The organism is Microbacterium sp. MF43, from assembly GCF_012847295.1.
Taxonomy (GTDB): Bacteria; Actinomycetota; Actinomycetes; order Actinomycetales; family Microbacteriaceae; genus Microbacterium.
Genome location: NZ_JABBDY010000002.1, coordinates 822,453 through 836,501, shown reverse-complemented (window position 1 = coordinate 836,501; position 14,049 = coordinate 822,453). Strand labels below are relative to the sequence as shown.

The following is a 14,049-nucleotide window of genomic DNA, read 5'->3' as shown; positions in this document are numbered from 1 at the left end:
TCGCGCGTTCGCGACGGCGCGAGCGCGGAAGGAGCCATGATGGCGACTCTTCAGCGGACTGCGCTCGCCACGGCGGCAGCGTTGGTCCTGTCCATAGGGGTGATCGCGCCAGACCAGTCGGCAGCGGCACTCACAATCCACACGGTCACTTCGCCGGACGGTCAGACCTCGCTCACCGTGCGTCACGAGAACGACGGCTCGCTGACGTACTCGGTCGTGCAGGGTGGTGTTCCCATCGTCGACGCATCCAAGATGGGTGTCGTGACCGCCGCGGTCGATCTATCGACGAGCCTTGTGTTCGGGGCGGAGACCAACACCCAGGTCAATCAGAGCTATGCCCTGGTCGAGCAGTTCGACGGTCCCGTAACGTCATCCGCGAACCAGATGACGCTCTCCTTCACCCGGGGAGGTGCACAGCTTGCAGTGGTCGCACGCGCACAGAACGACGGCGTGGCATTCCGTTACGAGGTCACGGGTGTGGGGGCCACCAACATCACCCGAGAGGCCACGACCGTCGCGCTCCCGGTCAATACCGGCCTCTGGGCCAGCGACTACCGTCACGCGAAAGACTACGAAGACAAGTACCCGTACGTCTCGGCCGCGTCGATGGGTACGCGGCATTTCGCGATGCCGACCCTCGCGAGCCTTGCGAACAACGCCAAGTGGGCTCTGATCTCTGAAGCCGCCGTGTACGTGAACCCCACCTACCCGGCGACGCGGCTCGATGCGCAGGGCAACAACAACCGGACGCTCAAGGTGCAGCTTCCCGGACCGGACGGCAACGTCTTCGACACTTCGACGGCGGGTACGCAGGTGCCGACCACGGGAACATTCACCACGCCTTGGCGGGTGATCGCGGCCAGCTCCTCGCTCGATTCGATCGTCAATACGAGCCTGATCACCGACCTGAATCCGGCCCCTGCCGCCGGGACGGATACGTCCTGGATCCGACCGGGCAAGGCGCTGTGGTCATGGTGGTCCAACGAGGAGAAGGCGTCGGACGGTGACGACATGGTGCGCTCGCAGAAGGAGTACATCGACGTCGCCGAGCAGTTGGGAATGCAGTACGTCACCGTCGACTGCTGCTACAACGACACCAACGGATCGATCGAGCAGATCGTCGCCTATGGGAAGAAACGCGATATCGGCGTGTTCATCTGGAAGAACAAGGGCGACTACGTCAACAGCAACGGCACTTACTACTCCCAGGCTCAGCTCGACACCGCGATGCAGTCGATCGCCAACCGCGGGGTCGCGGGCGTGAAGATCGACTTCATGCAGTCCGATCGCCTGGACACCATGGCCTTGTACGACCGCATCGCCAAGGCTGCGCTGCAGGCGAAGGTGCTCGTGAACTTCCACGGCAGCACGAAGCCGGCGGGCGAGAACAGGACATACCCCAACCTGATCACCTCGGAGGCAATTCTTGGGAGCGAGCAGTACAAGTACGGGCGACCACCCACAGCAGCCGACTCCGCGACCTATCCGTTCACCCGGAACGCCGTCGGTGGCATGGACATGACACCCGTCATCTTCTCCAACTCGAATCTGCTGACAACGCACGCGCATCAGCTCGCGCAGAGTGTGCTGTTCAGTTCGGCTATGCAGCACTTTGCCGACTCCGCCGCGGCATATGAGACGTGGGTTGGGCGGCACCTGCTGAGCGCGGTCCCGACGGTGTGGGACGAGGGTCGGCTCGTCGAGGGCTTCCCGGACGACTATGCCACGATCGCTCGTCGGTCCGGCGCAGACTGGTTCATCGGCTCCGTTTCCGACGCCGCCCGGACGACGAGCATCCCACTCTCGTTCCTCGGCTCGGGGAGTTACACCGCCACGCTCTTCAAGGACGGCGCCAGCGATCGCGAGATCGTGACCGAGACGCGGACGGTGACATCTTCGTCGACCCTGTCGATACCAGTCCGCGCGCACGGTGGGCTCGCGGTGCACATTAGTGCCACTCCGCTCCGCTTCAACGGTTCGAGCGACCGGGTGCTCGAGGCGGACGCGTCCGGCAACACACTCGCGGGAGGCGCCGCGGTGGTGACATGCCCGGGATGCTCGGGCGGTTCCAAAGTCGGCAGCGTCGGCAACGGCGGCACCGTTCGCTTCAACGGCGTCCAGGCGCCCGCTTCCGGAGCCTACGTACTGCGCATCGGTTATCTCTCCGAGGATCCGCGGTCCTTCACAGTGTCGGTGAACGGGGGAGCAGCGCAGACCGTGAGCCCACCCCGTTCCGGCAAGGGCAACGCCGGCAACCCGAGCGGATGGGACATCGTGCGCGACGTCGAAGTGCCGGTGACCCTGGCGGCCGGCGCCAACACGGTCACGATCGGAGGGGCCGCTTACGCTCCAGACATCGACCGCATCATGGTGCTGCGATCCTACGAAGCCGAATCCGCAGCCAACACACGTACGGGGAACGCCTCAGTGGCCTCGTGCACCGGTCCGGAGTGTTCGGGCCAGAAGGTCGGCAATCTCTACGGGGCGTCGACACTGGCATTCAACGGCGTGCATGCGCAGCAGGCGGGCTCGACGACGGTCCACATCCGTTACGCATCGGCATCGGTGCGAACGGTGCAGATTCGCGTCAACGGCGGAGCTCCGATCACGGTGACATTCCCGGTCACTGCCGACTGGAACGATGTCAGCACCCAGACCGTGCATCTGCCGCTCTCTGCCGGCGCGAACGTGATCACGTTCGACTCGGCGGGCGGGTACAGCCCGGACATCGACCGCATCATCGTGCGGCAGTAGACATGGGTGGGGGTGGTCGACTCGTCGGCCGCCCCCATCCTGATCGTGCTCTAGGCCTCGGTGTCGCTCGTGAAGTGCAGCAAGAGCGCCTGACCCGGATTCAGCACAGGCAGTGGAAGCCCTTGCGCCAGGACGGCGCCGGTGAGGGTGAGTTCGCTGGAATCGTCGAGCCAGGCTGGGTCTGCGATCTGGTGTCGACTGGCCCGGCCGACCTCCTCGCGCACGCGTACCCGATAGGACCTCGCAGAATCCAATCCCGGAATCTGGACCCGCGGCGAGTGGGCCGTTGTGCTGGTTTCCGTGCGGACCCACGCGAATACAGCTTCGCTCCGGTCGGGGCTCACGATGCCATGCAGAAGCGTGCCGCTATCGACGGCATCACCGCGGACCGTCGTCCCGGCGTGAAGCAGACCCCGGAGTTCCCGGTACAGCGTGGTCCACGCCGTAATGGCGGTCAGCTCTTCGGCGGAGGCGCCGCGCAGATCCCATTCCAGCCCCGCGTGGCCGAACAGAGCGGTGACCGCACGGAACGAGAAGTCGGCGTGGCGATGGGTCGTGTGCGACTCCGCAGGGCCGACGTGCGCACCGATCAACTCGGGGGGCAGCAGCGTCTGAGTCCACCGCTGAATCTGCTGTCGTTCGACGGGGTCGTTGCAGTCAGACGCCCACACTCGATCCGTGAACTGCAGGATGCCGAGGTCCGCGCGGGCGCCGCCGCTGGCGCAGGATTCGATCTCGAGATGCGGATGCCGCCGCCGGATCTCCTCGAAGGCCCGATAGACACCGTGCGTGTGGCTGTGCACCTGCCGGCTTCCCCGTCCGCCGAGCGCCGCATGGAGGTCGCGGTTGTGATCCCACTTGACGAAGTCCACGCCGGCGGCCGCGATGATGTCGTCGAGGCGGTCGACGATGAACGTGACGACCTCCTCTCGAGAGAAGTCCAGTACATGCTGGTGTCGTGATTCCAGGATCGGGAGTTCGCGCAGGATCCATTCGGGGTGCTCCCGGGCCAGGTCGGAGTCGGGGTTCACCATCTCGGGCTCGAACCACAGGCCGAACTGCATGCCCAGCGCATGCACTCGATCGGAGAGCGGGCGGAGCCCGTCAGGCCAGACGGTCTTGTCGACGTGCCAGTCGCCCAATCCGGCGGTGTCGCTGCGTCGACCGTGGAACCAGCCGTCGTCCAGGACGAAACGTTCGACGCCGACCTCAGCGGAGATGTCGGCGAGATTCGTGAGGGTGTCCAGGTCGTGGTCGAAGTAGACAGCCTCCCAGGTGTTCAGCAGCAGTGGCCGCGGTGAACGCGGGTGCTGCGGGCGTGAGCGGATCGAGGTGTGGAATCGGGCGGTGATGCCATCGATCCCGGTGTCACTCCACGCGAACATCACCGTGGGCGACCGATATGTGTCGTGCGGCGCCAGCCCCACCTCGCCGGCATCCAGCAACTCACCCGCGCCAAGGACCGTGCGATGCACTCCGGCGCCTTCGGGGAGGCGCTCGACCAGCGTCTCCTGGTTTCCGCTCCATGCGATGTGCGCGGCCCACACCTCGCCGACGCGAAACGAGAATCCCGGAGTGCCCACGAGCGTCAGGAACGATGAATCGTGCCCTGGCCGGCCGCGTCGAGAGGAGCGGATCCAGGTCCCGTCGCGCACCTCGGACCGTTGCGGATGACGCTCGTGCGTCCAGCGCCCGGTGAAGTCCATCAGCTCGCTGGCGCGCGCAGGAAGTGGCATCAGCGCGCGGACGGCGTCCACATCGACCCACCGGGGGGAGAGGTTCTCGATCTCGATGCTGGCGTGGAGGATCGCCCCGACATCCAAGCGATAGGTGAAGACCGCTTCCACCGTCTCGCCCGCATCGCGGACGGCGAACCGTGCCTCGGCACCGTCACTGTCGGCGTCGACGAGGGTGAAGCCCTCGAGCTGGACGTCATCATCGTGCGCCTTGAGGGTCGGTGTTCCGGACCAGCCGAAGGTCCGGCCGGCCGCGATCGAGAACGTGCGCGGGATGTCGATCGAGCTGTTCATCACTGCGGGCTGCGAAGTCGCGAGAAGGCCGGGCAGGTCGGCGTCGCTCAGTTCGGCGCCCCAGTGGACCACCGCCGGTAGTCCGAAGATGTCGCGGGCGAACACGACACTTGTCCCGGCCTTGCGCAGGTGCACGGTAAACGCCGCATCATCCGCATCAGCGCGGACTTTCTGATCGGCGTGAAGTTTTATACTTGACGTCATGAATTAATCATGCTTATCCTCGTCCCTGACCGCAACTCCAATCCCGATCGACAACGGAGTCCCCGCCTTGACGCATGCCGCCCCCGAAACAGCCGTGGAGGCGAGCCACGGCGACCGCCGTGCGGTCCTCACCACGAACGACGGCCGGCCGGTCCTCGAGTTCCAGCTGGCTCAGGCCTCCATCGCGCGGGTCGAACTCGGCGTGGACGTCGATGGCTTCGACCTCGGCGTCGGTGCCGAGATCGTGTCCTCCGCTGAGAGTGTCGTTCAGGACGAGTGGCTGGCGGCCTCGGGGAAGGCGGTCGGCGTTCGACACGTCGAGCACCGCGAGATCACCGTGGCGCTACGCACGCGACAGGTGGCCTGGGACGTGGTCGTCCGCGTCGGTGCCGACGGCTTCGCCTTCCGGTACCGGCTGCCCGACACGGCTCGACTCATGGGCCACGAACGCACCCGTGTCGCCGTCGCTCCTCACGCACGGGCATGGGTGCTCGAGTATCAGACCTGGTATGAGACGCCGAGGTTCGGCAGCGACCTTCGCGACCTGCCCGCCGGCGAGTACGGGTTCCCACTGCTGCTCGAAGTCAGCCGGGACCGGTTCGTTCTCCTCAGCGAGTCCGCCATCGACGGGCGCAGCTCTGGTGCCCATGCCTCCTTCGACGGCGAGACCTTCACCATCACCCCTGCCGATGTCGAGATCGAGGTGGAGGGCGCGCACCTGACGCCTTGGCGGGTGCTCGTCGCCGGCTCGCTCGCCGACGTCATTACCTCCACTCTGGTCGATGACCTCGCCCCCGCCGCCGGCCCGGATGCTCTCCTGCCGCGCCCCGGCCGCGCGGCCTGGTCCTGGTGGTCCAGCCAGTTCTCCGGTGCATACCTCGACGTGCAGAAGCGCTTCACTGACTTCGCCGCCGAGCAGGGCTGGGAGCATGTGCTGGTCGACTGCGGGTGGGATCCCGCCTGGGTGCCGGAGCTGGTCTCCTACGCCAGCGCCCGCGGCATCCAGGTGCACCTGTGGAGCTCATGGAGCGATCTCGACGGTGAGACCAACCTCCGCAAGCTGGCGCTATGGCGCTCCTGGGGTGTCGCGGGGATCAAGGTCGACTTCATGGAGTCCGAGGCGCAGGAACGCTACCGGTGGTACGACGCGATCATCGCGGAGACGGCCCGGGTCGGCCTCGTCGTCAACTTCCACGGCTCCGTCATCCCCCGCGGTTGGGCCCGCACCTACCCGCACGTGATCAGCTACGAGGGCATTCGCGGTGCGGAGTACTACGTCTTCTACGGCCAGCCGCTGACCGCGGCCCACAACGTGATCCAGCCGTTCACCCGGAACGTCGTGGGAGCGATGGACTACACCCCCGTGACCTTCAGTGCGCCGCATCGCGAGACCAGCGACGGACACGAACTCGCTCTCAGCGTGGTCTACGAGAGCGGGATCACCCACTTCGCGGACGATCCGGACGAGTACCGTTCGCGGCCGCTGGCAGCCAAGTTCCTCGCCGAACTGCCGCCCGTGTGGGACGAGGTGAGGTTGCTCGACGGCCACCCCGACACACACGCAACGATCGCGCGGCGCAGCCGTGACCGATGGTTCATCGGTTGCGTCGGCGCGGAGTCGAGAGAGACGGTGGTGGCGTTCGAGCCTGCTGAACTTATCGGCGGTCCGGCGGATGTCTGGGCCATCGGTGACTCCGACGGAGCACTGACTCAGGTGCGGTCCACCGGTGTCCGAGACGCCGTCGAAGTGCGGCTCGCGCCTCGCGGCGGGTTCGTAGCGATCGTCGCTCCGGCCGGTGCGCCGTTGAACCGCGCAACAACCCGCCCCGCGCTCGCGCGGCCCCGGGTAGAGGAGCGCATCGTGGTGCTGACTGGAGACGATGTCACCGTACACAGCGACGCAACCCACCTGCGGGTCCCGCCAGGTTGGGCAGCCACACGGAATGACGACGGCGGATGGATGCTTCGCCCGACCTCACGGCCCGAACCCGGCGATCTCGCAGTCGTGACACTAGAGGCGCCCGGTCATGACGACGTTCCCGTCGTGTCCCACGTGCGGATCCTGACCCCGCTGACCGCGGCGTCGCAGGATGTCTCTGCGCTGCCCTTCGTGTCGGCCAGAAACGCGGTCGGCCCGGTCGAGCGCGGCCTCGCGAACGGCGGGGGGGATCCGCGAGACGGTGGACCGCTGCAGGTTCGCGGGCAGGCATTCGCCGATGGGCTCGGTGTCTCTCACGAGTCAGAGATCGAGTACGCCATCACCGGAACGACCACCCGGTTCACCGGTCTCGTCGCCATTGATGATGAGACCCCCACAGCCACGGCCATCGCCGAGATCCTCGTCGACGGCGAGCTCACTGCAAGCTTCACCGTCCGCGGAGGAACCGACCCACTGCCGTTCGAGATCGCAGTTGGAGGGGCGGACACGCTCACGCTGCGCACCTCGATCGACGTGGGGGACGAGGCGCACGTCGACTGGTTGACGCTGCGTCTGGCCGAATAAGCCCTGGCATGGTGGCCAGGCTGATCAAGAGGAGAACGAATCACATGCGCAAATGGATTGCCGGTGGTGTCACCGCCGTCGCTGCGGTCGCCCTGCTCGCTGGATGCTCCAGCACGGGCGGCAGCGGAGGTTCCGACGGCGGCGACGTCACGCTGACCTATGGGGTGTGGTCCCAGGACGAGACGATGCAGCAGCTCATCGACGCGTTCGAGGCTGAGAACCCGGGCATCACGGTCGACCTGCAGGTCAACCCATGGACCGACTACTGGACCAAGCTGCAGGTCGGCGCGCAGGGCGGCAACGCCCCCGACGCGTTCTGGATGCTCGGTGACCGGTTCCAGGTATACGCCGCGAACGACCAGCTGCTGCCGCTCGGTGACGCCATCGAGGAGGCAGAGGTCGACCTCGGCGTGTACCCCGCGGCGCTCGTGGACCTTTTCACCTACGATGACGAGCTGTACGGACTGCCGAAGGATTTCGACACGATCGGGCTCTGGTACAACAAGGAGCTGTTCGACGCCGCAGGCGTCGCGTACCCCGCCGACCAGTGGACCTGGGATGACGTTTCGACCGCGGCAGCACAGCTCACCGATGCCGACGCCGGCGTGTACGGCATCGCGGCGCCGCTGAACCGCCAGGAAGGCTTCTACAACACGGTCGCCCAGGCCGGCGGATACATCATCGAGGACGGCAAGTCGGGCTACGACGACCCTAAGACGCAGGAGGGTCTGCAGTTCTGGACCGACCTGCAGGCAGCAGGCGTTTCGCCCACGCTCGAGCAGTTCGCCGACACCGAGGCGGTCGCGCAGTTCGAGAACGGCAGCGTCGCGATGTACTACGGCGGCTCGTTCTACGCGCAGCGGTTCTACGACAACGCGGACCTTCGTGCCAAGGTCGACGTGACCCTGCTCCCGGAGGGCGCGCAGCGCGCCACCGTCATCAACGGTATTCAGAATGTCGGTTTCGCCGGTACCAAGCATCCTGAAGAGCTCAAGAAGTTCCTGCTGTTTCTGGGAGGCAAAGAAGCGGCTGAGATTCAGGCGGCGACCGGTGCAGTCATCCCCGCCTACGAGGGCACGCAGCAGGCCTGGGTCGACGCGATGCCCGAGTTCAACCTGCAGGCCTTCATAGACCAGGTCCCCTACGGGGTGGTCTACCCGGTGTCCGCCGACACCGCCGCATGGAACGCCCTAGAAGACGAGTACCTGCCGCCGGCATGGAATGGAACCGAGACCGTGCAGGTCGCGGCCGACAAGCTCGCCGCTGCAATGAACGACGTCCTCGCGAAGGAAGAATGAGCAGTCACCCGATCGGGCGGAGCGCCGCACGGCGCTCCGCCCCCCACTCTCGCAGCAGACTGAGGCAGAACCTGCCGGGGCTGGCGTTCATCGCGCCGGCCCTGGTCGGCCTCCTTGCGCTGTACATCATCCCGCTGCTCACGACCGTCTATCTCAGCTTCACCGAGACCAAGCCGTTCGGCGGCGAGACGTTCACCGGACTCGACAACTACGCCACCCTGATCGCCGACCCGCAGTTCTGGTCCGCGCTGGGTAACAGCGCCGTGTATACGGCGATCGTGCTGCTCGGCATCCCGATTAGCATCGTCATCGCGACCCTGATCCACAACGTCCGCCACGGCAAGAATGTCTACCGCGTGCTTTTCTTCCTGCCGATCGTCACCCTTCCGGTGGCAGTCGGCATGGTCTGGCGCTACATCTTCAACGGCGAGTTCGGCCTCCTCAACCAAGCTCTCGGTCTGGTCGGCGTCGACGGCCCAAGCTGGGTGGCCGATCCCGAGATCGCGATCTACGCCGTCGCCATCGTGGGCATCTGGATGAGCCTCGGGACGAGCATTATCATCCTGGGCGCCGGTCTCCAGGGCGTTCCGCCCGAGCTGATCGAAGCATCGTCGTTGGATGGCGCGGGCCCGGTCCGCCAGTTCTTCGCCGTCACGTTGCCCCTGCTCTCGCCGAGCATCTTCTTCGTCTCGGTGCTGTCAGTGATCTCGTCGCTGCAGATGTTCGACCTCATCTACGTGATGCTGATCCGCGGCTCCGAAGCGGAGACCGCGTCGCAAACGATCGTCTACTTCTTCTTCCAGCAGACGTTCCTGCGTTTCGACCGCGGATACGGTGCGGCGATCGCGATCGTGCTGCTGCTGATCATCATGATCGTCACCGCCGTGCAGTTCAGGCTGCAGCGAAGGACGGTGTTCTATGGCTGAGACCGCCACCATTGTCACCGGCAGGCCGGCGGCCGCACGGGCGCCCGAGCCCGTCCAAGCGTCGCGCCGTCACCGACGTTCGCAGTGGTACCTTCACGCCATCCTCATCGCGTGCGCCGCCGTAATGGTTTTTCCGTTCGTCTGGCAGATCCTCACGACGTTCAAGTCGGTCAGCGAGTCGCGCGCGGTCCCGCCTGTGTTCTTGCCGCAAACCATCGACCTCGGCGCGTTCGAGCGGTTCTTCGCGACGGTGCCGTTCGGAAGCATGCTCTGGGTCTCGACCGCCGCCCTCGTGCTGCGGGTCGCTGGCCAGCTCCTCGTCTGCACGCTCGCCGCCTACGGGTTCGCGCGCTTCGACTTCCCCGGTCGAAACGTCCTGTTCGTGCTGTTCCTCGTCATGCTGATGGCGCCCAGTCAACTCTTCCTGATCGCCCAATTCGACCTGATGAAGGCGCTCGGTCTGCTCAACACCGTTCCTGCGATCGCGATCCCTGGGATCTTCTCGGCATTCGGCACATTCCTCCTGCGGCAGGCGTTCCTGGCCCTGCCCGCCGACTATGAAGAGGCAGCGAGGCTCGATGGTGCCAACGCGTTCCAGATCTTTTGGCGGATCATGCTCCCCATGGTCGGCCCGACGGTCGCGGCGCTCGCGGTGCTGACCTCGCTGTACTCGTGGAACGACCTGCTCTGGCCGCTCATCGTCTCCTCGTCCCCAGAGACAATGACGCTCCCCGTCGGACTGGCCAATCTGCAGGGACAATATGGAACCGACTACCCCACGCTCATGGCGGGATCGTTTATCGCATCGCTCCCGCTCGTGATCATTTTCATCGCGATGCAACGGCAGTTCTTCGCCGGCATCGCCTCCAGCGGACTGAAAGGCTGACTCCGTGAAGCGCATCCCGGTCACCTCCCCCGCGTCCGTCGCGGTCTTCCGGCGGATCCTCACCCACGGCCCGCTCGGACGAGTCGACATCTCCCGCGCCACAGGCCTCTCGCAGGCAGCAGTGACCAAAGCCGTGACGCCGCTCATCGGCGCGGGCTTCATCATCGAGAACGGTGAGAACCGATCGTCGCCGTCCGTCGGTCGGCCGATCAGCCCGCTCGCCGTCGCGCACGACCGCGCCCACATCATCGGCGTGAAGATCACCGCCGAGCGCACCTACGGGGTGCTCACCGATCTGGGTGCGAACATCCTCGAGCGCACCGAGGAGGTCAACGCCACCGCAGCTGTGGTCGATGTCGTGGACGCGGTCACCCGTGTCGTCGACCGATTGCGCTCCGCTTCCACGGCGCCGGTGGACGGCCTCGGCGTCGCGGTTTCCGGCGATGTCGATCGGGATGGCGGGATAGTTCGTGACTCGCCGCTCCTCGGCTGGCAGGCTATACCCCTGGCGCGCACGCTCCAGGACGTCACCGGCATTCCGACGGTGTTGGAGAACGATGTGAGGGCACTTGCTGTCACGGAGCTGTTCTTCGGCTCCGGCCGCGATGTCGAGTCCTTCGCCGTCATCACCATCGGCACGGGAATCGGATGCGGACTTTACCTCCATGGAAGAGTCGTGCAGGGCGCGCACGGAGTCGCAGGCGAGATCGGACACCTCCCGCTCGGTCCGGCCGATGCCGTGTGCAGCTGCGGGCGTCGTGGGTGCGTCGAGGCGGTCGCATCGACCGCCGCCATCCTCAACCTCATCAGGCATGGACACGTCGAGTCGAACCTCACGATCGAGGATGCGTTCGCTCTGGCTCACGCGGGGGACCCCATCGCGCGGGCGGCGTTCGAGCAGGCTGGCGGTGTCATTGGATCGGCCCTCGCCGCGCTCGTCAACCTCGTCGGACCAGAGCTAGTCGTCATCGCCGGCGAGAACGTCACTGAGTACGAGCTCTATGAAGACCGGCTGCGCGCCGCCTTCGCCGAGCACGCATTCGGGGCAGCCAGCGACTGCGAGATCGTGCTGCGCCCCCACGTCTTCGACGATTGGGCCCGAGGCGCCGCCGCATGCGTGATCGAAGTCATCGCCAGCGGGGTTGCAGCTCAGACCTGATCAACAGTAGCCGCGACGGCTCCGCGGGTGCTCGCGCTCAGCCCCGGTCACCCAGCCGAGGTGGGCATCGACTGGGAACAAGAGCGGGAACAACCGCGGTGAATCGGGTGTGACCGCACAGTGCCCCTGAGAACTCCGAATGTTGACATGGGTGACGGTTCTGTATCAGGACATCGGTGACACTCGATGTCTTAGGACATCGGTGGCAGTTCTTTCGGCTTGGGTCCGCGGGGTCTGCCGTTGCCGACGTAGCGGACGCCGGGTGCGGGCCAGAGATGCTCGACGATGAGGGTCCGGGTCTGCTGCACGATTAGGTGACAGGGGTTAGTCAGGCCGCGAGGGCCAGTGGCGAGTTCATGATGGTCTCGAACTCGATCGGCGTCAAACGTCCGAGTCGGGCTTGCCGTCGGCGCCGGTGGTAGGTCCGTTCGATCCAGGTGATGATCGCGATGCGCAACTGCTCTCGTGTGGCCCAGGCGCGGCGGTCGAGGACGTTCTTCTGCAGAAGGCTGAAGAACGATTCCATGGCCGCGTTGTCGCCTGCAGCGCCCACTCGTCCCATCGATCCGACGAGGCCATGATGGCGCAGTTCACGGATGAACTTCTTCGCACGAAATTGACTGCCCCTGTCGCTGTGAACGACGCAGCCGGCAGTCTCGGAGCGTCGTGCGACGGCGTTGCGGAGCGCGTCCACGGCGAGCTGAGACTTCATGCGGTCGCTGATCGAGTAGCCGACGATCCGGTTGCTGAAGACGTCCTTCACGGCGCAGAGGTAGAGCTTGCCCTCGGCGGTGCGGTGCTCGGTGATGTCGGTGAGCCAGAGCTCGTTCGGGATGGTCGCGGTGAAGACGCGGCCCACGTGATCGTCGTGGACGGGAGGGCCGGCCTTCTTGCCGTTCTTCCCGCGCGAGCGCTTCCCGAACGCGGACCACCAGCCGTTGTCGCGGCAGATCCGCCACGCTGTCCGCACCGACATCGCCTGACCATGATCGGCGGCTTCATCGACGAGAAAACGGTGCCCGAACTCCGGGTCGTCACGGTGGGCATCGAACAGGGCGTTCGCGCGATACGCCTCCACCAGCTCGGCGTGCGTGATGGGCTGGGCCAGCCAGCGGTAGTAGGGCTGGCGGGCGAGCTTCAGAACCCGACACGTCACCACGACGGGGATCCCGTCAGCGGCGAGCTCTCTCACGAGCGGGTAGAGCCCTTTCCCGGCAGATGCGCCTGCGACAGATACGCCGTCGCCCGACGCAGGACTTCGACTTCCTGCTCGAGCAGCCGGTTGCGTTGACGCAGCTCCCGCAACTCCGCGTCACGGTCGCCCGGCGAAGATGACCCGGTCTCGACAGCTCGCTCAACGGCGCGAGAGCGAGCGAGCCACTTCGTGAGCGTCATCGGATGAACCCCGAAGTCTTTGGCGATCTGCTCGACAGTGACTCCGGGTTCGCGGTTCTCCGCGACGCGCACCACATCGTCACGGAACTACTTCGGATAGGGCTTGGGCACGATGGCATCCTTCCAGGCCCACCCTCCCAGGCAAGCCAGATCAGATGTCACCTATCCGTGCAGCAGACCCCCACCGGGAGGCCTACGCTACTCAACTACTCCCGGGCCAAGTCCCGAAACAACGTCCCTGGACATCACACCTAGTCTCCTATGGTCTGCCGGAGGGGTCCCGAACATCATCATCGTCATGCCGATGGCGAGTGCGCAATTGCAGCCCGACGCCGTTGTTGCAAGCCTCGACGCGCTCCAGCCTTCCGTCGTCCTCATCCAGCTCGAGATCCCAGAGTCCGTCCCGCCCGCGGTGATCTCCCGGTGCGAGGTGACGTCCCGACGCTTGATACTCAATGCCAGCCCGGTGAGCCCGCTCGCGGCCGACTCTCTCCGCAACGCTGACCCGCTGCTGGTGAACGAGGGCGAAGCGCGCAGCATCGTCAGCCTCGCAACGAACGACCGAGCCGAACTCGCGCTGGCTCTCGCCGAAGTCAGCCGCAGCGTCGTCCTCACCGCCGGCAGCCGCGGCGCCTTCATCTCACACGGATCAGCCGTGCGACACGTGCGCGGAGAGCCCGTCAACGTCGTCGACACCACGGGCGCCGGAGATGCCTTCGCCGGAACCCTCGCAGCCCTACTCGCGCTCGGCGACGACCTTGACCTCGCGGTCACGGCCGCGAACCGCGAAGCCGCCTGGATCGTGCAGCGCGGTCGCGCCAGCCGACATCTACGGTAACCGCGACCCATTGATCCCGCTGCAGCGCGGCATCCCGCGCTACGTCGGGCTCGTTC

At 65.9% G+C, this 14,049-nt stretch carries 9 protein-coding genes; 7 read left to right on the top strand and 2 right to left on the bottom strand.

The genetic code is table 11. From position 1 onward, the window contains the following. Nucleotides 1–39 precede the first annotated feature (39 nt). Nucleotides 40–2,754, top strand: coding sequence for a glycoside hydrolase family 97 catalytic domain-containing protein (locus HF323_RS08185; protein ID WP_169582061.1), 2,715 nt, complete (start codon nucleotides 40–42; stop codon nucleotides 2,752–2,754). A 50-nt stretch (nucleotides 2,755–2,804) separates the two neighbouring features. Here the strand turns inward: HF323_RS08185 and HF323_RS08180 are convergent, their stop codons facing one another. Next, entirely contained in the window at nucleotides 2,805–4,919 is a 2,115-nt protein-coding gene (locus tag HF323_RS08180; RefSeq protein WP_317451027.1) for an alpha-galactosidase, read from the bottom strand. Between the two features lie 136 nt (nucleotides 4,920–5,055). On the opposite strand from HF323_RS08180, the gene HF323_RS08175 reads away from it, so the two are divergent. The 5 genes from HF323_RS08175 to HF323_RS08155 are packed head-to-tail and all read left to right on the top strand — an operon-like array spanning nucleotide 5,056 to nucleotide 11,760. After that, complete coding sequence (locus HF323_RS08175) at nucleotides 5,056–7,491, top strand: glycoside hydrolase family 97 catalytic domain-containing protein (RefSeq protein WP_169582059.1); 2,436 nt, start codon at nucleotides 5,056–5,058, stop codon at nucleotides 7,489–7,491. Between the two features lie 44 nt (nucleotides 7,492–7,535). Continuing rightward, nucleotides 7,536–8,789 (top strand): sugar ABC transporter substrate-binding protein, encoded by a 1,254-nt coding sequence (locus HF323_RS08170; protein ID WP_169582058.1) that lies wholly within the window; start codon nucleotides 7,536–7,538, stop codon nucleotides 8,787–8,789. Continuing rightward, nucleotides 8,786–9,715 carry a sugar ABC transporter permease gene (locus tag HF323_RS08165; RefSeq protein WP_169582057.1) on the top strand — a complete coding sequence of 310 codons (930 nt, stop codon included), beginning with the start codon at nucleotides 8,786–8,788 and terminating at the stop codon, nucleotides 9,713–9,715. The genes HF323_RS08170 and HF323_RS08165 overlap by 4 nt, the downstream gene beginning before the upstream one ends. Beyond that, nucleotides 9,708–10,601 carry a carbohydrate ABC transporter permease gene (locus tag HF323_RS08160; RefSeq protein WP_169582056.1) on the top strand — a complete coding sequence of 298 codons (894 nt, stop codon included), beginning with the start codon at nucleotides 9,708–9,710 and terminating at the stop codon, nucleotides 10,599–10,601. The genes HF323_RS08165 and HF323_RS08160 overlap by 8 nt, the downstream gene beginning before the upstream one ends. Nucleotides 10,602–10,605: 4 nt before the next feature. Beyond that, nucleotides 10,606–11,760: an ROK family transcriptional regulator gene (locus tag HF323_RS08155; protein WP_169582055.1), complete on the top strand. Its 1,155-nt coding sequence runs from the start codon at nucleotides 10,606–10,608 to the stop codon at nucleotides 11,758–11,760. 328 nt (nucleotides 11,761–12,088) lie between these two features. Here HF323_RS08155 and HF323_RS08150 read toward each other — a convergent pair. Continuing rightward, nucleotides 12,089–13,230, bottom strand: a protein-coding gene (locus tag HF323_RS08150; RefSeq protein WP_317451026.1) for an IS3 family transposase whose coding sequence is annotated in 2 segments (ribosomal slippage) — nucleotides 12,089–12,970 and nucleotides 12,973–13,230 — 1,140 coding nt in all. Because the reading frame shifts where the segments join, the coding sequence is not laid out codon by codon here. A 37-nt stretch (nucleotides 13,231–13,267) separates the two neighbouring features. Between HF323_RS08150 and HF323_RS08145 the strand changes: the two genes are divergently transcribed. After that, nucleotides 13,268–13,993, top strand: coding sequence for a PfkB family carbohydrate kinase (locus tag HF323_RS08145; RefSeq protein ID WP_223169223.1), 726 nt, complete (start codon nucleotides 13,268–13,270; stop codon nucleotides 13,991–13,993). Nucleotides 13,994–14,049: the final 56 nt, after the last annotated feature.